This is a genomic window from Myxococcus sp. AM010 (genome assembly GCF_013372585.1).
In the GTDB taxonomy this organism is placed as follows: domain Bacteria; phylum Myxococcota; class Myxococcia; order Myxococcales; family Myxococcaceae; genus Myxococcus; species Myxococcus vastator.
This window is the reverse complement of record NZ_JABXEO010000074.1, coordinates 12,846-34,767: the sequence shown is the minus strand read 5'-3', so window position 1 is coordinate 34,767 and position 21,922 is coordinate 12,846. Positions and strand designations below refer to the sequence as shown.

The 21,922-nt window shown below is 70.2% G+C and carries 22 protein-coding genes; 4 read left to right on the top strand and 18 right to left on the bottom strand.

The window, feature by feature from the left end; genetic code table 11:
- Position 1: 1 nt before the first annotated feature.
- Entirely contained in the window at positions 2 to 958 is a 957-nt protein-coding gene (locus tag HV826_RS27760; protein ID WP_163785589.1) for an RluA family pseudouridine synthase, read from the bottom strand.
- A gap of 44 nt (positions 959 to 1,002) precedes the next feature.
- Between HV826_RS27760 and HV826_RS27755 the strand changes: the two genes are divergently transcribed.
- Positions 1,003 to 2,469 (top strand): pentapeptide repeat-containing protein, encoded by a 1,467-nt coding sequence (locus HV826_RS27755; RefSeq protein ID WP_176419981.1) that lies wholly within the window; start codon positions 1,003 to 1,005, stop codon positions 2,467 to 2,469.
- A 98-nt stretch (positions 2,470 to 2,567) separates the two neighbouring features.
- On the opposite strand, the gene HV826_RS27750 is transcribed toward HV826_RS27755, so the two are convergent.
- The 4 genes from HV826_RS27750 to HV826_RS27735 all read right to left on the bottom strand — a co-directional run bounded on the left by HV826_RS27750 (position 2,568) and on the right by HV826_RS27735 (position 6,328).
- Positions 2,568 to 3,161 (bottom strand): MOSC domain-containing protein, encoded by a 594-nt coding sequence (locus HV826_RS27750; protein ID WP_176419980.1) that lies wholly within the window; start codon positions 3,159 to 3,161, stop codon positions 2,568 to 2,570.
- A 37-nt stretch (positions 3,162 to 3,198) separates the two neighbouring features.
- Positions 3,199 to 4,176: an MBL fold metallo-hydrolase gene (locus tag HV826_RS27745; protein ID WP_176419979.1), complete on the bottom strand. Its 978-nt coding sequence runs from the start codon at positions 4,174 to 4,176 to the stop codon at positions 3,199 to 3,201.
- Positions 4,177 to 4,295: 119 nt separating this feature from the next.
- Positions 4,296 to 5,237: a DMT family transporter gene (locus HV826_RS27740; RefSeq protein ID WP_176419978.1), complete on the bottom strand. Its 942-nt coding sequence runs from the start codon at positions 5,235 to 5,237 to the stop codon at positions 4,296 to 4,298.
- Positions 5,238 to 5,353: 116 nt separating this feature from the next.
- Positions 5,354 to 6,328 (bottom strand): GNAT family N-acetyltransferase, encoded by a 975-nt coding sequence (locus HV826_RS27735; protein WP_176419977.1) that lies wholly within the window; start codon positions 6,326 to 6,328, stop codon positions 5,354 to 5,356.
- A 127-nt stretch (positions 6,329 to 6,455) separates the two neighbouring features.
- On the opposite strand from HV826_RS27735, the gene HV826_RS27730 reads away from it, so the two are divergent.
- Positions 6,456 to 6,998, top strand: coding sequence for a cytochrome c oxidase assembly factor Coa1 family protein (locus HV826_RS27730; protein WP_255217443.1), 543 nt, complete (start codon positions 6,456 to 6,458; stop codon positions 6,996 to 6,998).
- A gap of 84 nt (positions 6,999 to 7,082) precedes the next feature.
- Here HV826_RS27730 and HV826_RS27725 read toward each other — a convergent pair whose 3' ends face one another.
- The 4 genes from HV826_RS27725 to fsa form a co-directional block, all read right to left on the bottom strand.
- On the bottom strand, positions 7,083 to 8,048 hold the full coding sequence (locus HV826_RS27725) for an electron transfer flavoprotein subunit alpha/FixB family protein (protein ID WP_176419975.1): 966 nt from the start codon (positions 8,046 to 8,048) through the stop codon (positions 7,083 to 7,085).
- Positions 8,049 to 8,084: 36 nt separating this feature from the next.
- Positions 8,085 to 8,882: an electron transfer flavoprotein subunit beta/FixA family protein gene (locus HV826_RS27720; protein ID WP_176419974.1), complete on the bottom strand. Its 798-nt coding sequence runs from the start codon at positions 8,880 to 8,882 to the stop codon at positions 8,085 to 8,087.
- Between the two features lie 117 nt (positions 8,883 to 8,999).
- Positions 9,000 to 10,136, bottom strand: a complete 1,137-nt coding sequence (locus HV826_RS27715) for an acyl-CoA dehydrogenase family protein (protein WP_176419973.1) — start codon at positions 10,134 to 10,136, stop codon at positions 9,000 to 9,002.
- Positions 10,137 to 10,324: 188 nt separating this feature from the next.
- Positions 10,325 to 10,996: a fructose-6-phosphate aldolase gene (fsa, locus tag HV826_RS27710; protein WP_176419972.1), complete on the bottom strand. Its 672-nt coding sequence runs from the start codon at positions 10,994 to 10,996 to the stop codon at positions 10,325 to 10,327.
- Between the two features lie 132 nt (positions 10,997 to 11,128).
- Between fsa and HV826_RS27705 the strand changes: the two genes are divergently transcribed.
- The gene (locus HV826_RS27705; RefSeq protein WP_176419971.1) at positions 11,129 to 12,187 is read left to right on the top strand and encodes an SIS domain-containing protein; all 1,059 of its coding nucleotides are present in this window, start codon (positions 11,129 to 11,131) and stop codon (positions 12,185 to 12,187) included.
- A 70-nt stretch (positions 12,188 to 12,257) separates the two neighbouring features.
- Here HV826_RS27705 and HV826_RS27700 read toward each other — a convergent pair whose 3' ends face one another.
- The 9 genes from HV826_RS27700 to mutM all read right to left on the bottom strand — a co-directional run bounded on the left by HV826_RS27700 (position 12,258) and on the right by mutM (position 20,891).
- Entirely contained in the window at positions 12,258 to 13,598 is a 1,341-nt protein-coding gene (locus tag HV826_RS27700) for a hypothetical protein (protein ID WP_176419970.1), read from the bottom strand.
- Positions 13,595 to 14,119 carry a 2-amino-4-hydroxy-6-hydroxymethyldihydropteridine diphosphokinase gene (folK, locus tag HV826_RS27695; RefSeq protein WP_176419969.1) on the bottom strand — a complete coding sequence of 175 codons (525 nt, stop codon included), beginning with the start codon at positions 14,117 to 14,119 and terminating at the stop codon, positions 13,595 to 13,597. Before folK ends, HV826_RS27700 begins: the two co-directional genes overlap by 4 nt.
- The gene (locus HV826_RS27690; protein WP_176419968.1) at positions 14,116 to 14,886 is read right to left on the bottom strand and encodes a fumarylacetoacetate hydrolase family protein; all 771 of its coding nucleotides are present in this window, start codon (positions 14,884 to 14,886) and stop codon (positions 14,116 to 14,118) included. Before HV826_RS27690 ends, folK begins: the two co-directional genes overlap by 4 nt.
- Complete coding sequence (gene dapB / locus HV826_RS27685) at positions 14,883 to 15,698, bottom strand: 4-hydroxy-tetrahydrodipicolinate reductase (protein ID WP_176419967.1); 816 nt, start codon at positions 15,696 to 15,698, stop codon at positions 14,883 to 14,885. The genes HV826_RS27690 and dapB overlap by 4 nt, the downstream gene beginning before the upstream one ends.
- A 39-nt stretch (positions 15,699 to 15,737) precedes the next feature.
- Positions 15,738 to 16,625, bottom strand: coding sequence for a 4-hydroxy-tetrahydrodipicolinate synthase (dapA, locus tag HV826_RS27680; RefSeq protein WP_176419966.1), 888 nt, complete (start codon positions 16,623 to 16,625; stop codon positions 15,738 to 15,740).
- 16 nt (positions 16,626 to 16,641) lie between these two features.
- Complete coding sequence (gene lysA, locus HV826_RS27675) at positions 16,642 to 17,883, bottom strand: diaminopimelate decarboxylase (protein WP_176419965.1); 1,242 nt, start codon at positions 17,881 to 17,883, stop codon at positions 16,642 to 16,644.
- The gene (gene lptM, locus HV826_RS27670; protein WP_176419964.1) at positions 17,880 to 18,128 is read right to left on the bottom strand and encodes an LPS translocon maturation chaperone LptM; all 249 of its coding nucleotides are present in this window, start codon (positions 18,126 to 18,128) and stop codon (positions 17,880 to 17,882) included. Before lptM ends, lysA begins: the two co-directional genes overlap by 4 nt.
- A gap of 2 nt (positions 18,129 to 18,130) precedes the next feature.
- Entirely contained in the window at positions 18,131 to 19,942 is a 1,812-nt protein-coding gene (locus tag HV826_RS27665; RefSeq protein ID WP_176419963.1) for a TIGR04551 family protein, read from the bottom strand.
- A gap of 76 nt (positions 19,943 to 20,018) precedes the next feature.
- Positions 20,019 to 20,891, bottom strand: coding sequence for a bifunctional DNA-formamidopyrimidine glycosylase/DNA-(apurinic or apyrimidinic site) lyase (mutM, locus tag HV826_RS27660; protein WP_176419962.1), 873 nt, complete (start codon positions 20,889 to 20,891; stop codon positions 20,019 to 20,021).
- A gap of 205 nt (positions 20,892 to 21,096) precedes the next feature.
- Between mutM and HV826_RS27655 the strand changes: the two genes are divergently transcribed.
- The gene (locus HV826_RS27655; RefSeq protein ID WP_176419961.1) at positions 21,097 to 21,921 is read left to right on the top strand and encodes a M48 family metallopeptidase; all 825 of its coding nucleotides are present in this window, start codon (positions 21,097 to 21,099) and stop codon (positions 21,919 to 21,921) included.
- The last annotated feature ends 1 nt before the right edge of the window (position 21,922 follow it).

Here is a 21,922-nt window from a genome sequence, read left to right as displayed (position 1 = left end):
GTCAGGGCACCAATGCGGCCCGCTTGAGCACATCTCGGAGCTCGACGGCGAGGGGGGCCTCGACGACCACCTTCGCGCCGCCTTCGGGATGCGGGAATTCGATGCGCTCGGCGTGCAGGAACAACCTTTTGAGCCCCCAGCGCGCCCGCACGTCGCGGTTGAAGGCGAAGTCACCGTACTTCCTGTCCCCAGCCACCGGATGTCCGATGGCGGCCAGATGCCTTCTTATCTGATGCGTGCGCCCGGTCTCGATGGCGCAGGACAGGAGCGCCGCCTCGCCCGACTGCTTCACGACCTTCCACCGGGTGACGGCCGCCTGCATGTTCACCCCCCGACGGGCCTTGGACTCGGCCGTCTGTTGGTGTTCCGACAAGGGCAGGTCGATGACCCCGGAGTCCCGTGGCATCTTCCCCTTCACCAGGGTGAGGTAGCGCTTGCGGGACAGGCCGTGGGTGAAGACCTCGGTGAAGTGCACCATGGCCGGGCGCCGCTTGGCCACCAGGATGACGCCGGAGGTCTCCCGGTCCAGCCGGTGTGCGGGCGAGGCCGCGAAGTCGTTGCGGACGGCCTTGGGCCCCAGGTACGCGCGCACGTAGTCCACCAGCGTCCCGCCGGTGATGCCGCTGCCGGTATGGACGGCCATTCCGCTGGGCTTGTCCACGGCCATGAGCCAGTCGTCCTCTCGAAGGATGACCAACCGGCTGGGGTCCACCGGTGGCGGAGGCGGGTCCACTTTCGGACGTTCCGCGCCCACGAGCTGCTGCTCGTCGCCGCGGATGGTGAGCACGTCTCCTTCGGACAGCAACTGCTCGGGTTGCGCACGCTTCCCGTTCACCCGCACCTTCTTGGTGCGAATCATCTTGAAGAGGTGGCTCACCGGAACATTGGGGAGCCGTTTGCGCAGGTGCTTGTCCAGCCGCATCCCGGCGGTGTCGGCTTCGATTCGGTACTCGATCATTTGTGCTGGCGCACGGACCAGACCATACGAATAATCCCGGGTCCATGGCGAAAGCCCCCAGTATCGAGAAGCTTCTCCAGAGTGGCTCGGCGGAATGGAACCGGATGCGCAAGTCCGGCCAGGTCGCCACCGACCATACCGGCGCCACCTTCACTCAACTGTTCTCCGCCAACACGGACCTGTCCGGGCTGGGCCTCATCGGCTCGGAATGGGACCGGTGCGACCTGTCCAAGGTCAACTTCCGGGACGCGGACCTTTCCAATGCCTACTTCCACGGCGGCCGGCTCCAGGACTGCGACTTCCGGGGTGCGAACCTGGAAGGCGCGACGTTCGAAAAGCTGAAGCTGCTGCGGTGCGACTTCACGGGCGCCAAGGGGCTCGACGACGTCGAGCTCGACGATGTGGACATGGACCGCGTCGTCGGTCTGGACGGCGAGGAGGCCCCGCCGCCTCCGCCGCCACCCGCCCAGGGCATCACCGCCTTCACCCGTGAGCAAAGGGAGAAGGCGCTGGGCGCACAGGCGGCCACCCTGCTCCAGGGCGAGCCCGCCGGCGACGAGCTCCCGCCGTTCCGGCCCCAGGACCCTCCCGGCTCGCTCTTCTTCCGGGCGCTGAAGCGGATGGGCGTGCCCCCGCTGTGGGTGCTGGACGTGCCCGGCCTGCGCCCGCTCCTGCCGCAGCGGCTGCCTCCGGGCAGCTCGCTGGAGACGCTCTACCGCGAGGCGGTGAAGACGCGGCTGGAGAACAAGAAGCCCGCGGCGGACCCGGCGGTGGTGGACCGCGCGCAGAAGGCGCTCCGCATGGGCGCCAAGGACGCCCCGGTGGCGGCCATGTACCTGCGCGAGGTGGGCGTGCTGCCCCTGTTCCGCTTCTCCGCGGCCCAGGTGCTGAAGGGTGCGCTGCGGGAAGAGGTGGAGGTGGATGACCTGACGGGCGCCATCGACCCGCGCACCACGGGCGCGCTGCTGGAGCTGCGCTTGACGCACGAAGTCGTGGAGCACCTGCAGGAGGCGCGGCGCCGGCTGGCGGCCACGCAGCTCTACACGTCGCTGCTGGAGGCGGGCTTCAACCCGGAGAACAACTGGGACGAGGCGCTGGAGTCGAGCGACGCGTCGCTGGAGCTGGCGCATCTGGCCACGGGTGAGGACCGCAATGCCCTGCTGGAGGGCTTCCAGGTCTTCGCGGCGCTGCCGGACGAGGCCCGGCTGCGGCGGCTGGCCTACCTGGCCGAGTCCGTCACCCACCTGGAGCTGGTGAGCCGGCTGCCGGAGGGCATGGAGCCGTCGTGGCTCACCGGCCCCGAGACGCGCGAGTGCCACGAGCGGGAGATGACGTACGTCCAGTCGCTGAAGGCGGAGGAGATTCCGTCCAAGGTGGCGGCGCTGGCGAAGGAGGAGCTGGGCGTTCCCGAGGGGGAGGTTCCCGAGGAGAGCGACGGCGACCTCTTCGTCCACCTGCGCTGTGACGTGTGCGGCAAGGAGAAGCTCATCGTCCAATCACCGGAGGAGTAGCCGTCCGGTGCAGGTCGAGGCCCGCGGGGCCGCGGGGTCCGGGAGATGCTCCTGGACCTGGCGGCCCCGTGGTGTTTCTGGCGCGAGGGCTCGCGGCGCTACGCGCCGGACGAAGGCAGCACGTACGTCACGGGCCTGGGCAGCACCGCCCTCACGGTGTCCCCCGCGCGGATGATGCCGGGGCGCTCCACCCAGGCCACCAGCCCCCGGCGCTGCCACGCCGCCTTCACGAAGCGGCTCGCCAGCTTCTGCACGTCCGGATGATGCGCCTCGATGACGCGCCCCGGGCCCGTGCAGGGCTCGTTCTCCCCCTCCACCACCAGCGTCGCGTCCTCGGGGAAGAACAGCCGCGTGCCCGGAGGCAGGTGCGTCAGCCGCGGCACGCCCGCCACTTCCAGGTTCGCGCCCAGCCAGGACGCCAGCACGCGCGGAATGCCCAACGTCTCCGCGACCTGCGCCAGCTCCTCGCTCGACACCAGGGAGAGCTGCCGCGTGTTGCGGATGGGCGTCCCCTTGGGGAACCACGGTGTGCGCACGTCCGCCGCGCGCGTCAGGCCCGCGTGGCGGTCGCCCTCCAGGCCCTCGAAGGACACCCGCGCCTCGGGCAGCTCCTTCGTGACGAAGCTCTTGCGCTCGGTACACACGAGGACGCGCTCGATGCGTCCTTCACACTGCGGCGTCTTGCGGGCCATCGCCGTCTTTCTATCGAACCCTGCCTCCCGCCGCCTCTCAGAACAACCCGAGCTGCTGCGGCTTCCCACCCAGCGGGCGCGCGTCCATCCCCGCGTCGCGCAGCGCCTGCGCCAGCTCCTCCGCGAAGCCATGGCACGTCAGCACCTCCCGCGCCCCCGTGGACTTCGCGTAGGACACCAGCCCGGGGAAGTCCGCGTGGTCCGACAGCGGGAAGGCCACGTCCGCGCCGTACCGCCGCACCGCGCCCCGGTCCACCGCCCACCCCGTCAGCACCGCCGTCGCCCGAGGCCACAGCGGCGCCAGCGCCCCACCCCGCGCATGGTGTGGCGGGAAGAAGAGCACCTCACCCGGCTCCACCTTCCCGTCGTAGCAGCGCAGATTTTCAATCGGCACGCCCAGCTCCGCGTAGAGCCGCGCCACCTCGTAGATGGAGGAGTGCGCCACCAGCGGGAAGCCGCGCCCCGCCAGGTGCTTCATCGCCTCCTGGCTCTTGCCCAGCGGATAGCCCAGCAGCACCGGCACCGCGCCGCGCTCCAGCTGCATCCGCAGCCACGCCTCCACCTGCCCCAGCACCTCCGGACGCGGCGGGAAGCGGTAGCGCGGATGCCCGAAGGTGGACTCGATGACGAGCGTGTCGCACTCCGCCACCTCCGTCGCCTCGGCGGTGAGCGACGGCGCCACGTTGAGGTCCCCGGTGTAGACGATGCGGCGCCCATCCGGCCGCGTCACGCGGAGCTGCGCGCTGCCCAGGATGTGCCCCGCCGGTAGCAGCTCCAGCAGCAGCGGCCCCAGCTCGAAGGGCTGCCGGAAGGGCACCTCGCGCGGCTCACGCACCGGCCCCAGGCGATGCGTCATGAAGCGCAGCGTCGCCGCCGTGGCGATGGTGCTCTCGTGCCGGGCGATGTGGTCCGAATGCCCATGACTCACGAAGCACAATGGCGACTTGCGCTTCGCATCCAGGGACAGGGAGGTGCCCGTCAGGTGCATCCCGTTTCGCCGCAGCTCCACACTCATGGGAAGGGCCCCGGGTATAGCGCGTCCACCCGCCGGAGGCCGCCTCCTCTTCACCGCCCTGCCCGCCCGGCTGGTGGACAGGCCGCGAATGGCCCCACGCAGGCCCTGCGGCGGGGCCGCTACCGCGCTGGCGCCCTCGCGCGCCACCACACCCAGGCCGCCGCGCCCACCTCCGACATCAACACGCCCGACAGGATGAGCGCGCCGCCCAGCCACTCGCGAGGCCCGAGCGTCTCGTAGCCCAGCAGCACCGAGTACAGCGCGGCGAACACCGACTCCAGCGAGTAGATGAGCGCCGCGCGCACCGCCGTGGTGCGCGCCTGTCCCCACGTCTGGACGCTGATGGCCAGCGCGCTGGCGAACACGCCGCAGATGAGCACCGCCCCCACGAAGGACGAGTGCCACGCCACGCGCCGCTCCACGAAGGGCAGGCACAGCGCGGACAGCAGCGCCACCGTCCAGAGCTGCACCGCCACCAGCCCCATGACGCCCTGCTTCGGCGCATGCCGCTCCGTCATGAGGATGTGGCACGCGTAGGCCACCGCGCACCCCAGCGACAGCACGTCTCCGGACGACAGGCCACCACTGCCCAGCCCCACGTCCGGCTGCGTGAAGAAGAAGAGCCCCACCGCCGCCATGCCCACGCCCAGGAGCGAGGTGAACTTCGGCGCCTTCCGGTAGAGCACCAGCGACAGCAGCGGCACCAGCAGCACGCACAGCCCGGTGATGAACGCCGAGCGCGAAGGCGTGGTGGTGGTGAGCCCCACCGTCTGCAGGGAGAAGCCCAGGAAGAGGAAGGTCCCCAGCATCGTGCCGCTGCGCAGGTTGCGCGCCGTCAGCACCTGTCGTCCCGCCAGGGCGCTCAGCACCACCGCGCCCACGAGGAAGCGCAGCGTGAGGAAGCTGAACGGGTCTGCGTGCCCGAGCGCGTCCTTCACCACCACGAAGGTGATGCCCCAGAACGAAGTGATGAGCGCCAGCGCCCCATCCGCGCGGAGCCGCTGCGACCGCGACGGAGGCTCCGTGGCGCCCCCCAGCATGTCGGACGTCGAGGTGCTCATGTCGCGAGGGTCCACCGGAGAGGATGACGCCAGGCTCGCCAGGTGACGTCACGGCGGCCACGGCCGCGGGCTTTCTGACGCAGCCTGGGCGGCCGCGCAACTCTCCGAGCGCGCGCCTACAGGGTGCGCTCGACGACGACCAGCCGCTTGGAGCGGCCCGTGGCATCCCAGGCCGCGTTGGCCTGCTGGGTCAACGTGGCGTCCGCTCGCCGGAACGCCAGCCGCTCGAAGGTGCGCAGCGACGCCGTGTTGTCCTCGTCCACGTCCGCGAAGACGTGCGACTGCCCCTGCCGCCGGGCCTCGTCCATCAGGCACTCCAGCAGCCCCGTGGCCACGCCCATGCGCCGCACGCGGGGCGCCACCACCAGGGAGCGCACCCAGACGCCCTCCAGCTGCAAGCCCTCCTGCCGGTAGGAGTCCAACCAGGCGAAGCCGTGCATCCGTCCCTGCGCGTCGAAGGCGCCCGCCGCGGCCCCCCGGCGCCCCGCGTCCGGCAGGCCCCAGCGCTCGCGGAGCTGACGGCGCAAGAAGCCCGGAGAGACCACCAGCCGCTCACTGGCATAGGCCAGGAGCGGGTCCAGGTCGCCGGCCGTCAGGAGCCGCACCTCCAGCGGCCCCACCAGGCGGTGACGAAGCGGCAGCGACCATCCGGAGAAGAGGAAGTCCCACACGCCCCGAGACACTAGCCGGGTCCGGGGCCAGGCCCACGCCGTGGACGCGGCCTGCTGCGCCAGCCGCAGCGCCGGGCGCAGCGGCCTGGGCAGTGGAACCACCCAGCGCCCCCTGCGGATGGCCACCACCCGGCCCAGCGTCACGCCGCCCGGAGCGTCCTGAGGCCCCAGCAGCGAGGCCGTCCGCCATGGCCGCGTGGACACCACCACGTGCGCCACCAGCTCGCGCCCCTGCCGCATCAGCGCGACGTCCCCGGCCGCCAGCGAGCCCGGGCCACAGCGCATCACCCGCACCGAGTCCCCGGCCCGCAGCAGCGGAAACAGGCTTCGCCCCGCGCCCCGCACCCACAGCCGGTGCCCCGGAGGCAATGCCTCCAGCACGTCCAACAACACCTCTGCGGAGGAGGCTCGCGAAGGCACACGCGAAATCTACCTGTTGCCCGGTACACACACCAACCGCTGGCGGTGCCGGACGGCCTCCGCGCGTTCCCCGGGAGCCCCGGGAGCGAATAAGAGGAGGCCGCGCGCGAAGCGAGAGGAGGTGGCCATGGACACGACACGGGAAGGTTCAATGGCGCCCCGGCCCGGCTGGTGGAGCCGCCACTGGCGCTGGGTCCTTCCGCTGGGGTGCCTGGGGCTGCTCGCCTCGTGCGTCGGCCTGGGCGTGCTGGCCACGTACCTGGGCTTCTCCTCCCTGGGCCAGTCCGACGCGCACCGGGAAGCGGTGGCCATCGCCAGCGGCGACGCGAAGGTGCAGCGCGCGCTGGGGACGCCCATTGAGAGTGGCCTGCCCCGGCGCAGCTCCGTGCAGAGCCGCAACGGTGTCTCTCGCGCGCAGTTCTCCCTCCCGCTCGAGGGGCCCGACGGCAAGGGCACGCTGCACGCGCAGGGCGAGAAACGCGGAGACGGGCCCTGGCAGTTCAACAACCTCATCGTCGCCCTGAGCGACGGCACGCTCATCGACCTGCTCCGCGCCGAACCGCTCAAGCGCCCCGAGCTGCCACTGCCCGCCGAACCGCCCTACGCGGACCAGGTCCCTGAGCCCGGAGAAGTGGCGCCGCGCGACGCGGGCCGCGACATCGAGCTGTGAGGTGGAAATGCGAAGGGGCGGCGCGGGGAAGCCCCCACGTCGCCCCTCGCTTCGTGTTTCAGGACACGTCCGTGCCCTTCGGCGCTACTTCAGCTTCGCCAGCTCCGCGCGCAGCTCGGGCAGCACCTTGAAGAGGTCCGCCACCATGCCGTAGTCCGCCACCTGGAAGATGGGGGCCTCGGGGTCCTTGTTGATGGCGACGATGGTCTTCGAGCTCTTCATGCCCGCCAGGTGCTGGATGGCGCCGCTGATGCCCGCCGCGATGTAGAGCGACGGCGCCACCACCTTGCCCGTCTGGCCGACCTGCAAGTCATTGGGAACCCAACCCGCGTCGCACACCGCGCGGGACGCGCCCACCGCGGCGCCCAGGTCGTCCGCCAGGCCCTCAATCTCCTTGAAGTCGCCCTTGGTGCCGCGGCCACCGGAGACGACGACGCGCGCCTCGGTCAGCTCGGGCCGCGCGCTCTTCACTTCCTTGAAGTCGACGAACTTCGTCTTGGAGGCCTCGACCTTCGGGCTGAAGGTCTTCACCTCGGCGGCGCCCTGACCGCCAGCGGCGGCGGGGAACTCGGTGGCGCGCAGGGTGAGCACCTTCACCGGCGTGGTGAGCTTCACGTCGGCGAAGACGTTGCCGGCCCACATGGGACGGGTGAAGGTGAGGTCCGCGCCGCTGCCGTTGATGGCCATGACGTCGGTGGCCATGGCGGCGCGCAGGCGGCCGGCCACGCGGGGCAGCAGGTCCTTGCCCTGCGCGGTGGACGCCATGCCGATGTAGTCCGCCTTCAGCTCCTGGGCCAGGGCGGCGATGGCGGGCGCGTAGGTCTCCGCGAGGTAGTGCTCCAGCTCGGCGGCGGCGCCCAGGTGCACGGCCTTCGCGCCGTAACCCTTGAGCTCGTCAGCGACCTTCGCGGGGTCCTTGCCCACCAGGGCGAGGTGCAGCTCACCACCGGCCTTCTCCGCGAGCTGCTTGCCGGCGGAGATGGCGTTGAGGGTGGCCTTGCGGAGGTTCCCGTCCGGCTGCTGCTCGGCGACAATGAGAACGATTGGCATTTGGATGACTCCGTAGAGAGTGTGCGGAAGGGCCGCTCAGACGACCTTCGCCTCGTTGTGCAGCTTCTCGACCAGGGCAGGGACGTCCGCGACCTTGATGCCGGCCTTGCGCGCCGGGGGCGCGGACATCTTCAGCACCTGGATGGCGGGGGTGACGTCCACGCTCAGCTTGGCAGGCGTCAGCTCTTCAATGGGCTTGCTCTTCGCCTTCATGATGCCCGGGAGGCTGGCGTAGCGCGGCTGGTTGAGGCGCAGGTCCGTGGTGACGACGGCGGGCAGCTGGCACTCCACCGTGGCGAGCCCGTTGTCGACCTCGCGAATCACCTGCACGCTCTTCTTGTCGGCGGAGACGACGATGGCGGGGACCTTGTTCTTCTCCTGCTCGCTCTCCATGGACTCCACCTTGGAGGCGAACGTGGCCTGGCCCCAGCCGAGGAACTCGGCGAGGTACTGGCCCACCTGGTTCTGGTCATCGTCGATGGACTGCTTGCCGAGGATGACGAGGTCCGGCTGCTCCTTCTCCACGACCTTCTGGAGCAGGGCCGCGATGCCGAGCTGGTCCACCGGGCCGGTGTGGTTCACCCACACGGCGCGGTGCGCGCCCATGGCCAGGGCGTGCCGGAGCTGCTCCTGCACCTCCTTGCCACCGACGGACACCACCACGACTTCGCCCTGGTGCTTCGCGACGAGCCGGAGTCCTTCTTCGACGCCGATTTCATCGAAGGGGTTGATCTTGTACTTCAGCCCCTCCTGAACGATGCCCGAGCCATCCGGCTTGACCTTGATCTTCGACTCGGGGTCTTCCACGCGCTTGGCGGTGACGAGGATCTTCACGGCGGTGCTTCTCCTTACGGGGAGGAGTTTGGAATCTGGAAAAAACGGTCTGGGTTAATAGGCATTGGCGCGTCGCGGCGGCAATGGGAAACGGCCGCCGGACGCGGTGCCGCGGCGCTACTTGAACAGTTCCCGCGCGATGACGAGCCGCTGGACCTGGCTGGTGCCCTCGTAGACCTGGATGAGCTTGGCGTCGCGCATCAGCTTCTCCACGGGGTACTCCTTGATGTAGCCGTAGCCGCCGTACACCTGCACGGCGTCGGTGGCGACCTTCATGGCCATGTCCGCGGCGAAGCACTTGGCGTAGCTGGACTGGAGGGAGTTGCGCTTGCCCTCGTCCAGCAGCCACGCGCTCTCATAGGTGAGCATGCGCGCCGCGTGGGTGTTCATGGCCATGTCGGCGATCATGAACTGGATGGCCTGGTGCTCGATGATGGGCTTGCCGAAGGTGCGGCGCTGGGTGGAGTACTCCATGGAGTGCTCCAGCGCGGCGCGGGCGATGCCCACGGAGAACATGGCCGTCAGGGGGCGGCTGTTGTCCAGCGTGGCCATGGCGATGGCGAAGCCCTGCCCCTCTTCACCAATGCGGTTGGCCACCGGGACGCGCACGTCCTCGAACGTCAGCGACACCGTCTCGCTGGCGCGCTGGCCCATCTTGTTCTCGTGCTTGCTGACAGACAGCCCCTCGGGGCGGCCCTCCACCACGAAGCAGGTGATGCCCTTGTGCTTCCTGCCCTTGTCCACCGAGGCGAACACCGTGTACTGGCTCGCCTGGCCGCCGTTGGTGATGAAGCACTTGGCGCCGTTGAGGACGTAGTGGTCTCCGTCCAGCCGCGCCGTGGTCTGCATGTTGGCCACGTCACTGCCGGCCTCGGGCTCCGTGAGGCAGAACGAGGAGAACTTCAGCTTCTCCGTGAAGGGCGTGAGCAGCCGCTTCTTCTGCTCATCCGTCGCGTGGAGGATGATGGGGAGGTTGGCCAGGTCATTGGCGATGATGGACGTCGCCACGCCCGCACAGCCCCAGCTCAGCTCCTCGGCGACCAGGGTCTGCTCCAGGTGCGACAGGCCCACGCCACCGTACTCGGTGGGGATCGCCATGTTGAGCAGCCCCAGCTCCCACGCGGTCGTCAGCAAATCGAGTGGGAAGGTGGCCGTCTCGTCGTAGTGGGCGGCCTTCGGACGCACGACTTCGCGGGCGAACTTGCGGGCCGCATCCTGCAGCGCGCGCTGGGCGTCGGTGAGCTGGAATTCCATGGGGACCTCGTGACAGGTTCGGCTCGTTGACTCGGGAGTCAACGAATACATGCCGCGGCGCGAAATCGCCAGTCCAACCCACCGGGAAGCGGAGGAGGACCGGGTCCATTTTCTCAAAAAAACAGGCCCCAACCCCGCACGGGGATTGGAGCCCAGGAAGCTGCTTAAAGTCCGTATTTCCCGAGGAACTACTGGGCTGCGGGCGGCTTGGTGGCCTTGGGGACCTTCTCCCAGTCGGCCAGGAACTTCTTGATGCCGGCGTCGGTGAGCGGGTGGTTCGCCAGCTGGGTGATGACGTTGTAGGGCAGCGTGGCCACGTCCGCGCCCAGGCGCGCGGCCTGGAGCACGTGCACGGGGTTGCGCACGCTGGCCACCAGCACCTGCGTGTTGAAGTACTCGTAGTTCCGGAAGATCTCCAGGATGTGGGAGATGAGCTCCATGCCGTCCTGGGAGATGTCATCCAGCCGGCCCACGAAGGGCGACACGTAGGTGGCGCCGGCCTTGGCACACAGCAGGGCCTGGTTGGCGGAGAAGCACAGCGTGACGTTGGTGCGGATGCCCTCGGCGGTCAGCGCCTTGGTGGCCTTCATGCCCTCCACGCCCATGGGAATCTTCACCACGACGTTGTCGTGGATCTTCGCCAGGGAGCGGCCCTCCTTGATGAGTTCGTCCGCTTCCATGGACACACATTCGGCGCTGATGGGACCGTCCACGATGGAGCAGATTTCGCGGATGGTCTCCTCCAGGCCCCGGCCCACCTTGGCGAGCAGGGACGGGTTGGTCGTCACCCCGTCCACGCAGCCCATGGCGTGGGCCTTGCGAATCTCCTCCACGTCGGCGCTGTCGATGAAGAACTTCATCTCGTCCCTCTCTTGAAGGTGGAATGTGCCCCGGCCGAAGGAGGCCGGGCGAGCAGGCGCGTAACCGATGCCCCCCCATGCGTCAAGGGTGGCCACCGCGGGGGGGCGGAGGTAGAAGGCCGGACACTGAACATGGCCCGCCCTTCCCGCTCCGCCGCCAAGAAGCCCCGCCTGCGCGCCCTCCCCGGCCGTCCCGCCCAGGCGCCTGCCGTCCTCCCTGACGCGGAGGCCACGCTCGCCTACGCGCGGAGCGTGCTGGAGGCCGAGGCCCGCGCCATCCTCGGCGTGACGGAGCGTCTGGGAGCCGACTTCCTGCGCGCCGTGCAGCTGGTGCGCGACTGCGCGGGCCAGGTCATCGTCACGGGCATGGGCAAGGCGGGCCACATTGGCCAGAAGCTGTCCGCCACCCTGGCCTCCACTGGCATCCGCTCCGTGTACCTCCACCCCGCGGAGGCCGTGCACGGGGATTTGGGCCGCGTGGGCCGGGGCGACGTCATCCTCGCGCTGTCCAACAGCGGCTCCACGGAGGAGCTGATTCGCCTGCTCCCCTCCTTCAAGCGGATGGAGACGCCCGTCATCGCCCTCACCGGCGACGCGAAGAGCCCGCTGGGCCGCGGCGCGGACGTGGTGTTGGACATCGGCGCCATCGCGGAGGCGTGCCCCATGGGCCTCGTGCCCACGGCCTCCACCGCCGCGCTGCACGCGATGGGCGACGCGCTGGCGATGACCGTGCTGCGCTCGCGGCCCTTCGGCACGGAGGACTACGCGCTGCTGCACCCGGGCGGGAAGCTGGGGCGCTCGGTGCAGCGCGTCTTCGAGCTGATGCGGACCGGAAACGCCAATCCGCTGGTGCGCGACACCTCGCCCCTGTCCGCGGTGGTGGCGGTGATGACGAAGACGCCGGGCCGGCCGGGCGCCGCGTGCGTGGTGGACAAGGCCGGGAAGCTGGTGGGCATCTTCACCGACGGCGACCTGCGCCGCCGCGTGGAGGCGGGCCTCACCGACTTCACCGTGCCCGTGCGCGAGCTGATGGGGAAGAACCCGCGCTGCGTGACGCCGGAGACGCTGGTGCTGGCCGCGACCACGCAGATGCGCGAGCTGCGCGTGGACCAACTCCCGGTGGTGGACGTGGAGGGCCGCGCCGTGGGCCTGCTGGACGTGCAGGACCTGCTGGCCGCGAAGTTCGTCTGAGGCGTGGGCCGCGCGGTCCTGCTGAACGTGCAGGGCCCGCTGGCCGCGAAGTGCTTCTAGCGCTCGAGCGCTACTTGCCCAGCTTCGCCTGCAGGCTGGCCTTGTTGGGGTAGTCCGGCGCGTCGGTGGCGAGCTTCTCCCAGAGCGCCTTGGCGCCCTTGTCGTCGCCCTTGGCCTTGAGCGTGTCGCCCAGCTTCTCCACGGAGAGCGGGTCGCTCTGCACGGCCACGCCCCACACGCGCGCCGCCATGGGGCGCTCTAGTCCCACCAGGGCCCACGCCATGCCCGCCTTCGCGCGCCCATTCTCCGGCTGGAAGGGCACCACGCGGGTGTAGTTGGCGAGCGCCTCCTGGTAGCGGCCCTTCGCCAGGTGCTCCTCGCCCTCGTCCACCAGTTTCGCCAGGCCCTGCTCCAGCTCCGGCGTGCGCTCGGTGTTCTTCACCGCGTCCACCATCTCCTGCGACAGCGGCCGGGGCGCATCCGGCGCGGCGGCCGCGGGCGCCTGTGACAGGCGGATGCGGCGGTCCTCCGCGCGCGAGGCGAGCAGTTGCTTGCGGCCCCCCGCCTTCACCGTCTCCTCCACCAGCGCCACCATCCGCTTCGCCATGGGCGCGCGGAACGAGTCAGGGTACGTGGTGGCGACCGCCTCGAAGCCTTCACCCGCCTGCTTCAGCGCCGCCACGTCGTCGCCCTTCGCCTCGAAGAGCAGCGCCGCGCGCGCGTAGAGGGCGTCCTCGTGCCGGGGCTCCACCTCCAGCACGGCCTCATAGGCCACCAGCGCCTTGCCGCTGTCGTTGGACAGGTAGAGCGCGTTGGCCTGCATCACCGCCACGTCCAGCACCGGCGCCAGCGCCGCGCGCGCGCAGGCCGCCGCGCCCGCGGTGTCACCCTTCTTGGCGCGCGCCTGCGCGGCCGCGCCCATGTCCTCCACCGGCATGTTCGGGGTGAAGCCGCAGCCCGCCGCCTCCGCGGTGGGCACCGCGGCCTTGCCCAGCTTCTTGCGCTGCGCCAGGAACAGCTCCCGCGTGGGCTGCGCGCGCGCCAGGGCCTGCTGGAGGTACGTGCTGGCCTCCGCGTTGCGGCCGTTCACGTAGTACAGGCGGCCCAGCGACGCGGCGATTTCGAAGGTCTTCTCCCGGTCCGCCAGCCCCTCCGTGGAGTCGAGCTGGCGCAGCAGCTCCTCCGCGGACGGCGGCGCCCGGCCCGTGCCCGACATGGGCGGGTGGCCCGGGGGCAGCTGCTCCGGGTTGATGCTGGGGGCCACGCCCTCCGTCGGCGGGTGGCCCTCCGGCATGCCGGAGGTGGCGGGCGAGGCCGTGGTCCCCGGGGGGATGGCCGGATGATTGGGAGGCAGCGTCGAAGGCTCGGCGGTCAACAGCGCCGCGGTGGCCAGGGCAAGGGACAGATTCATGTGTCGTTGCTCGAGTAGCTCGCTTCGGGCCACCAGGTGGCCTCGCTCCTGCGGACATCCTGCGGGGCGAGTTTCCCGAGGAGCTCCTTCACCGGCATCCCCAGTACCGGATGACGCAGGTGGGGCGCCAGTTCCACGAGCGGCTCCAGGGCGAAGCGGCGCTTGTGCAGCTCCAGGTGGGGCACCTGGAGCGTGGGGTCGGCCACCACCTGTCCCTCCCAGAAGAGGATGTCCAGGTCGATGGTGCGCGGGCCCCAGCGCACGTCCCGGCGGCGGCCCAGGTCCTTCTCAATCTGCTGAAGGATGCAGAGCAGCCGCTGCGGCGGCAGGCCACACTCCAGGGCCACCACCGCGTTGAGGAAGCGCGGCTGCGGCGGCCCCACGGGGGCGCTGTCGAAGAGCGAGGAGCAGTGGAGCACCGCCACCGCGTCGATGCGGGACAGCGCGGCCAGGGCGGCGACGAGGTGATTCTCGCGCTCTCCCTCATTGGAACCCAACCCGACGTAGACGGTGTCGCTCACGGCTCCAGCTCAACAGGGTTCACCAGGGTCCCGATTCCCTCCAGCTCCACCTCCACCGTGTCCCCGGCCGACAGCTTCCCCACGCCCGACGGCGTCCCGGTGCTGATGATGTCCCCGGGCAGCAGCGTCATGATGTGGGAGATGAACGACACCAGGCGCGCGGGGCTGAAAATCATGTCGGACGTGCGGCTGTCCTGGCGCACCTGCCCGTTCACCCGGCACACAATCTGGAGGTCGTCGGGGGACAGGCCCGTCACCGCCCACGGCCCCGCGCACGCGAAGGTGTCGTAGCCCTTGGCGCGGGTGTGCTGAACCTCGCGGCGCTGGACGTCACGCGCCGTCACGTCGTTGAAGCAGGTGAGGCCCCAGATGGCGCGCGCGGCGGTGGACGCGTCGGCGTTCTTCAGCTTCTCACCGATGACGAGCGCCAGCTCCGCCTCGTAGTGGACCTCCTGGCTCGCCTTGGGGATGCGGATGGGCGAGCCCGTGCCGTTGAGCGCCGTGGAGGGCTTGGTGAAGATGAGCGGCTCGGGTGGCACCGGCTTGCCCATCTCCTCCGCGTGCTTGCGGTAGTTCTGGCCGATGCAGACCACCTTGGACGCGTCCGAGGGCACCAGCAGCGTCAGCGAGGACAGCGAGCGGTGGATGCCCGTCTCCTTCGCGCCGGCCCAGGGCGCGGCGGTGAGGACCACCACCTCGGAGCCCTCCACCCGGCCGTGGTGCGCACGGCCTTCGTGCAGGAAGCGGCAGTAGCGCGCGGTCGTCATGAAGTCCTCTGGAAGCCGAGCACGTCGGCCATGTCATGGAGACCCGGCGCGCGCCCCGCCACCCAGCGCGCGGCCCTCAGCGCGCCCGCGGCGAACTGGTCTCGGTTGGTGGCACGGTGCGTGAGCTCGATGCGCTCACCCTCGCCAAGGAAGTACACGGTGTGCTCGCCCACCACGTCGCCGCCGCGGAGCGTCTGCACCCCAATCTCGCGCGCCGGCCGCGCGCCCAGCTGCCCATGCCGCGCGAAGGTGAGGTCCTCCTGGGTGCGCCCCAGGGCCTCCGCCAGCACGTCCGCCAGTCGCAGCGCGGTGCCGCTGGGCGCGTCCTTCTTCATGCGGTGGTGCGCCTCCAGCACCTCCACGTCGAAGCCCGGCCCCAGCACCCGCGCCAGCTCCGCGGCCATGCGGATGACCAGGTTGACGCCCACCGACATGTTCGGCGCGGCGACGATGGGCACCTTCTTCGCGCTCTGGGCCAGCGCCGCGGACGCCTCCGGCGTGAAGCCGGTGGAGCCCACCACCAGGGCCACGCCGCGCGCGGCGCACACCTGCGCGTGCGCCACGCTCAGCTCCGCGCTGGTGAAGTCAATGACGACGTCCGCCCGCGCGGCGTCCAGCGCCCGCTCCAGGCTGTCCACCACCGTCACGTCCACCGGGCCCAGCCGCGTGGCCACCCCGGCGTCCTGGCCCACCGACGCGCTGCCCGGCCGCGCCGTGCCTCCCACCACCCGCAGGTCTCCCGAGTCGCGCGCCAGGCGGAGCAACGTGCTGCCCATGCGGCCGGTGATGCCGGTGATGACGGTGCGAATCATGTCTGCCGCGCTCCAGGTAACGGCGGGGTGCGAGAAAGCTCAGCCCGTGAGCAGGCCCAGGTGGCGCAAGGTGTCGCGAAGCTTCGCGGCGTTGGGCTCGGTCATCTGCACCAGGGGCAACCGCACTTCGGGCCCGAACAATCCCATCACGTGCAATCCCCACTTCACGGGCGCGGGGCTGGACTCGATGAAGAGCAGGCGGTGCAGCTCATTCATCCGCACCTGGAGGTCGCGCGCCACCGCGATATTCCCCGCGCGCGCCGCCGCCACCAGGTCCGCCATCATCCGCGGCGCCACGTTGGAGGACACGGAGATGACGCCCTTGCCACCGCACGCGATGAAGGGCAGCACGGTGAAGTCGTCACCGGACAGCAGCGTCATCCGGTCGCCGCACTTCTCCAGGATGTCGATGGCCCGCGGCATGCTGCCGGTGGCTTCCTTGAGCGCCACCACCTCGGGGATGTCACACAGCCGCAGCACGGTGTCGGGCAGCAGGTCCACGCCCGTCCGGCCCGGCACGTTGTAGGCGATGATGGGGAAGCCCGGGTGCGCCTTGGCCACCGCGCGGTAGTGCTCCAGCAAGCCCGCCTGCGTGGGCTTGTTGTAGTAGGGCGTGACGATGAGCGTGCCGTCCGCGCCCGCGTCGCGCACGCGGCGCACACCTTCAATGGTCTCCGCGGTGCTGTTGGAGCCGGCGCCGCCCACCACCGTCACGCGGCCCTTCGCCTCCTCCACCACCACCTTCACCGCGCGAGCCCGCTCGTCGGCCGTCATCGTCACGGCCTCGCCCGTGGTGCCCATGGGGACCAGCACGCAGGTGCCCCCTTCAATCTGCTGGCGGACCAGCGCCCGGTAGGCGGGCTCATCGAGCGCTCCGTCGCGGAACGGAGTGGCCAGCGCCGTCATGGAGCCTTCGAAGGTCTTCATGCCGGCGCTTATACGTTCAGGCCCGCTCGCCGCGCCAGAGATCCTCGACGCGCTCGCGCTCCCGGACCACGCGCCACGCCTCACCGTCCACCAGCACCTCGGCCGGGCGGGGCCGGGAATTATAGGTGGACGACATACTCATGCCGTATGCGCCCGCGCTCATGAAGGCGAACAACTCGCCTGCCCGCGGGAGCACCAGGGGCCGCGCCTTCGCCAGCACGTCGGTGGATTCACACACCGGCCCCACCACGTCTACCTCCACCGCCTTGCCCCGCCGCTTCACCAGGGGCTGAACGCCGTGGTGCGCCTCGTAGAGCGCGGGGCGCAGCAAGTCGTTCATCCCCGCGTCCACCACCACGAAGTGCCGCGCTGGCGTCTTCTTCCGGTACAGCACGCGCGTGAGCAGCACGCCCGCGTTGCCCACCAGCGCCCGGCCCGGCTCCAGGATGAGCGTGGCCCCGGTGGCTCCCGCCGCGGCAATCACGGTGCGGGCGTACGCGTCCGGAGACGGCGGCGTCTCATCCGAATAGGTGATGCCCAGCCCGCCGCCCACGTCCAGGTACGCCAGCGGGTGGCCCTGCGCCTTGAGCGCGGAGTACAGGCCCGCCACCTTGGACAGGGCCGCGCGCATGGGCGCCGTCTGGGTGAGCTGCGAGCCGATGTGACAATCCAGCCCAGCGGCCAAGAGGCCCTTCAGCTTCTTCGCGCGCGCGTAGAGGGCCACCGCCTCCTCGAACGGCACGCCGAACTTCGACGTCTTCAACCCGGTGGAGATGTAACGGTGCGTGCGCGCATCCACGTCCGGATTCACGCGCAGGGCGAAGGGCGCGCGGCGGCCCAGGCGGCGGCCCACGGCGTCCAGCGCCTCCAGCTCCTCGGCGCTCTCCACGTTGAAGAGGAGGATGCCCGCGGCCAGCGCCGCCTCCATCTCCTCCTGCGTCTTGCCCACGCCAGCGAACACCGTCTTCGCGGCATCCCCGCCCGCGTGCCGCACCCGGGCCAGCTCGCCGCCAGAGACGATGTCGAACCCGCCGCCGCGCTCGGCGATGAGCCGGAGGATGGCCAAGTTCGAGTTGGCCTTCACCGAGTAGCAGATGAGGTGCGGCCGGTCTCCGAAGGCCTCCGTCACCACCCGGACGTGCCGGCTGAGCGTGGCGGTGGAGTACACGTAGGTGGGCGTGCCCACGGAGTCGGCGATGGCCGCCAGCGGCACCTCCTCCGCGTGGAGCACGCCCTTGCGATAGGTGAAGTGATTCACGGGGCTCCCGCGTCCTCGGACGCCGGCGGTGACAGCGGCGTCTCCACCCCGGTCTCCGGCGTGGGAGACAGGGTGGGCCCTGATGGCGCCAGGGGCCCTCGCTCCGACTCGGGGGGCGGCGGCCGCGTCTGCGTCGCGGGCGCTGGCGGCGGCCCGGGTGGCCGAGGCGGCCCCTTGATGCCACACGCCGCCAGCGTCAATGACACGCTGGCGGCCACGCACAGCGCCGCGAGGACCTGACGCATGGCTAGAACTGCATCCCCAGCCACGCGCGGATGGTCTGCGGCGTGTCCAGGTCGTTGCGCAGCGTCTCGTTGAACTCCTGCAGGCCGCTCATCGGGAACAGGATGCCGTAGGCGAGGCCAGCGATGAACCCGTCCTCCGTCTTGTAGTCCGCGCCCACGTTGACCTCCAGGCCCAGCGCCTTGCTCGTGGTGGACGGCGTGGACTGCGCGTACATGGCCTGCGAGTAGATGACGCGGCCGTAGAGGTCGAAGCCCTCGGTGATGGTGTACTTCGCCGACGGGCGGACATAGAACGCGTCCGTCACCCCGACCAGCAGCTCGCGCCACAGGATGAGGTCGATGCGGTAGTCGCGGTTGAAGCGGAAGTTGCGGATGGCGTTGTCCGTGCAGCCGCCCGTGCCGCAGGCGTACTGCGGGCCCTCGAAGTCCCCCTCCGCCGTCTGGCCGTTGGTGCCCGAGCCCGGGCGGCCCGGCTGGTTGCCGAAGCCATACGCCTTGTCGCCGGAGGCGAAGCCCAGCTCCATGTTCAACGACAGCTTCTGGTTCAAGAGCCGCAGCTCGCCCTGCGCCACGCCGCCGAACTGGGCCACGGTGAGGCTCTGGTTGAGCGTGGGGTCGTTGATGCCGCCCACGTCCAGCGCGCGGTTACCGATGCGGCCCAGCTGGGCGGCGGCCTCGAACTCCAGCCGCCAGTTCTTCTCCTCGTACTTCAGCCACAGGTCCGGCACGAACAGCGACGCGTCGCGCGGGATGAAGCCGGTGTTCTGGCCGTTCGTCGTGGAGCCGTCGTACTCCCACTTCTGGGTGCGGTAGGTGAAGTGCAGGCCGTACTGGAGCACGCCCTGGTTGTTGTCCAGCTTGGAGCGGATGACCTGGTCGGTGTCCCGGCGCGCGATGGCAATCACCCAGCTGTGCGCGTCATCGGACTGGGTCAGGTCGATGGGCTCACCCACGGTTCCGCGCGTGTCGGTGACGCCCTCCGAGTTGAAGTCCAGCATCGGCGTGACGTACCAGCCCTCGAAGGGGTTGGTGACGAACTGGACGCGGTCCACGGTGTCGCCGAAGTCGCAGTCGAAGCAGGTGCCGTCGTTGCGCAGCATGCCCAGGCCCCACTGGCTGCCCATGCGGCCGAAGCGCAGGATGCCCACCGGCGTCTTCACCTCGCCGTAGGCGCGGCGCAGCTTGATGGAGTCCTGGAGCGCGTCCGCCAACGGGTCCTGGCTCTCCGAGAAGATGCCGAAGAGGTTGCGCGTGTTGCCGGGCAGCAGCGTGTCCGGCATGGCGCCCATGATGAAGTTGTCCAGGCCGAGGACCTCCATCTTCAACGCCACCTGCTCGGAGATGTTGAAGGTGGGCTCCAGGCGCACGCGCATGGTGGCGAAGGACTGGGTGTTCTCCTGCGCGCTGCGAGGCGAGCGCGGGAAGAGCTCCCGGCCCGGCATCTTGCCCAGGTCGAACTTGTAGAAGAGCGTGGGGCGGACGCGGAAGTAGCCGTCGAGCGTGAAGACCTCGAGCTTGCGCTTCTCCTCCGGGAACTCCTCGGCCCACTCGTCCGTGGCGCCAATGGACTGCTTGGCGGCCTCGGCGCGAATCTCCTCGCGCAGCTCCTCCTTCAGCGCTTCCAGGTCGTCACGGCTGACGCCCTCGCGAGTGGAGGGCACAGGCGCGGGCTCCGCGAGAACAGGCTCCGCGGGTGCGGCGGGAGCAGCGGGTGCGGCTTCCGCGGGCGCGGGCGGGCTACCCTCGGGCACCGGCGTCTGAGCGGTGGCCGTGGACGAAGCGACGAGTAGCGCCGCCAGCAGGGCGTGAGACATGGGCAACGATCTCCAGGGCCACCTGGGGCGGCCGGGTCTGAAAGGCGGGCGATTCAAGCGACGGGACCAAGGGGTGTCAACGCTTACCAGGGCGGGCCTTCACGCCGTCAACGGCCGGCGCCCCCGCCTCACGACGGCGTCCATCCCCAGGCTGGCACCGGGGGCAGAAGTGGGTGGTACGGCCTCCCTGGGTGAAGGACTCGACCCGGGTGTCACACTGAGAGCATGGGCCCCCCGCGCGTCCGTATACCAGGAACGGATTCTCCGAACGCCCTTCCTCCAGGTACACCGGCTCCTCTCCCTCCTGCTCCTTGAGGCCGAAGTCGATGGAGGCGCGGATGGCCTGGACCAGGCGTTTCCACTCGTCCGGCGTCAGGGAGCCGGGCTGGCGCGCTGGGTGAAGTCCCGCGCGGAAGAGCGCCTCGGCGGCGTGGATGTTGCCCAGGCCAGCGATGCGCTCCTGGTCCATCAGCGCCACCTTCAGCTCCCTCCGGGAGGAGCCCACGGCCTGCTGGAGCTGCCCCGCGGTGAGGCCATCCGCCAGCGGATCCCTCCCCAGGATCCGCACCGCGTCCAGCTCCCGCAGGCGCGCGGCGGGCGCAGGCTCCAGGCGGCCGAACATCCGTGGATCGGAGAAGTGGATGACCTGGCCGTCGTCCAGGTGGAACCGGGCGCGGCTGTAGGGCTCCACTCGCGCCTCGGCGCGGCGGACGAACTTGCCCGTCATCCCCAGGTGCCCCATCAGCCCCCTGCCGCCTTCGAAGGCGAAGAGCAGGTACTTGCCCCGACGGACCAGCGACTCCAACCGGCCGGCCAGCGCGTCGAACTGCTGGCGCTCGGCGCCTCGGAAGATGCGGGTGTTCTCCGACTCGGCACGCACGAGGCGCCGGTCGCTGAACCAGCGCACCAGGTTGCGCCGCGCGATTTCGACTTCGGGGAGCTCAGGCATCCTGCCGGGGCACATACACCGGCGAGCGGCCTCACGCACCGCCTACCTGCCGGGCAGCGAACACTGGCGCGGTGGCGGCGCGAAGGCCGGATGCCCGCGGGCTTGCACCACGCGGCCCTTGAAGGCAGGTGCCGATGTGGGCCACCGTCCCGCCTCCCGCGGAGCGACGCGGCGTAGACCTCTGGAAAGAAAGGCAGCACTCGGCATGCAGCGCATCCTCGTGGCGGTACTGGGAGTCACCCTGGCATTGGGCCTGTCGACGGGCTGCGCCAAGCAGCGCATCACCGCCGAGAAGGCCGTGGCCCGCACCCTCATCTCCGACGAGCAGGAAGAGCAGCTCGGCAAGCAGGTCAAGGCGGAGCTGGAGACGAAGGAGAAGATCAAATACGTGGAGGACGCGGCCGTCGTCGACTACGTGCGCGGCATCTCCGCCAGCATCCTGAACCAGGCCTCCAAGGACCGGCCCGGGGTGAAGTGGAAGATCCACGTCATCGACGACCCGAAGATGGTCAACGCCTTCGCCACGCCCGGTGGCTATCTGTACGTCTACACGGGCCTCATCCTGGCGGCGGACACCGAGGCGGAGCTGGCCGGCGTCATGGCGCACGAGGCGGGCCACGTCGTGGGCCGTCACTCCGCGCGCGCCATGGTCAACCAGATGGGCCTGCAGGCCATCACCCAGGCGGCGCTGGGGCAGAACCCAGGCACCGTGGCGCAGATCGCCGCGCAGTTGGTGAGCGGCGGCACGATGCTGGCGCACGGCCGCAGCGAGGAGATTGAAGCCGACGAGTACGGCGCTCGCTACGCCTCCGGCGCGGGCTATGACCCGCGGGGACTCATCACCTTCTTCGAGAAGCTCCAGAAGGAGCAGGGTGACACGCCCGCGCTGATGAAGTGGCTGAGCACGCACCCCACCAACCGGGACCGCATCACGAACATCCAGAAGATCATCTCGCAGAAGAACCTGCGGGGCAGCAACAACGCTCCGGGGGGGCTCCCCGCCATCAAGCAGTCCCTGGGCGGCAAGTAGT

Excerpts from the sequence above, each read along its gene's own strand:
- HV826_RS27725 (WP_176419975.1), bottom strand. The coding sequence starts at position 8,048 with ATGCCAATCGTTCTCATTGTCGCCGAGCAGCAGCCGGACGGGAACCTC.
- mutM (WP_176419962.1), bottom strand. The coding sequence starts at position 20,891 with ATGCCTGAGCTCCCCGAAGTCGAAATCGCGCGGCGCAACCTGGTGCGC.
- fsa (WP_176419972.1), bottom strand. The coding sequence starts at position 10,996 with ATGAAGTTCTTCATCGACAGCGCCGACGTGGAGGAGATTCGCAAGGCC.
- HV826_RS27700 (WP_176419970.1), bottom strand. The coding sequence starts at position 13,598 with ATGAATCTGTCCCTTGCCCTGGCCACCGCGGCGCTGTTGACCGCCGAG.
- lptM (WP_176419964.1), bottom strand. The coding sequence starts at position 18,128 with ATGCGTCAGGTCCTCGCGGCGCTGTGCGTGGCCGCCAGCGTGTCATTG.
- HV826_RS27740 (WP_176419978.1), bottom strand. The coding sequence starts at position 5,237 with ATGAGCACCTCGACGTCCGACATGCTGGGGGGCGCCACGGAGCCTCCG.
- HV826_RS27745 (WP_176419979.1), bottom strand. The coding sequence starts at position 4,176 with ATGAGTGTGGAGCTGCGGCGAAACGGGATGCACCTGACGGGCACCTCC.
- dapA (WP_176419966.1), bottom strand. The coding sequence starts at position 16,625 with ATGAAGACCTTCGAAGGCTCCATGACGGCGCTGGCCACTCCGTTCCGC.
- HV826_RS27665 (WP_176419963.1), bottom strand. The coding sequence starts at position 19,942 with ATGTCTCACGCCCTGCTGGCGGCGCTACTCGTCGCTTCGTCCACGGCC.
- HV826_RS27760 (WP_163785589.1), bottom strand. The coding sequence starts at position 958 with ATGATCGAGTACCGAATCGAAGCCGACACCGCCGGGATGCGGCTGGAC.
- HV826_RS27655 (WP_176419961.1), top strand. The coding sequence starts at position 21,097 with ATGCAGCGCATCCTCGTGGCGGTACTGGGAGTCACCCTGGCATTGGGC.
- HV826_RS27755 (WP_176419981.1), top strand. The coding sequence starts at position 1,003 with ATGGCGAAAGCCCCCAGTATCGAGAAGCTTCTCCAGAGTGGCTCGGCG.
- HV826_RS27705 (WP_176419971.1), top strand. The coding sequence starts at position 11,129 with ATGGCCCGCCCTTCCCGCTCCGCCGCCAAGAAGCCCCGCCTGCGCGCC.
- HV826_RS27730 (WP_255217443.1), top strand. The coding sequence starts at position 6,456 with ATGGACACGACACGGGAAGGTTCAATGGCGCCCCGGCCCGGCTGGTGG.
- dapB (WP_176419967.1), bottom strand. The coding sequence starts at position 15,698 with ATGATTCGCACCGTCATCACCGGCATCACCGGCCGCATGGGCAGCACG.
- HV826_RS27715 (WP_176419973.1), bottom strand. The coding sequence starts at position 10,136 with ATGGAATTCCAGCTCACCGACGCCCAGCGCGCGCTGCAGGATGCGGCC.
- HV826_RS27750 (WP_176419980.1), bottom strand. The coding sequence starts at position 3,161 with ATGGCCCGCAAGACGCCGCAGTGTGAAGGACGCATCGAGCGCGTCCTC.
- HV826_RS27690 (WP_176419968.1), bottom strand. The coding sequence starts at position 14,886 with ATGACGACCGCGCGCTACTGCCGCTTCCTGCACGAAGGCCGTGCGCAC.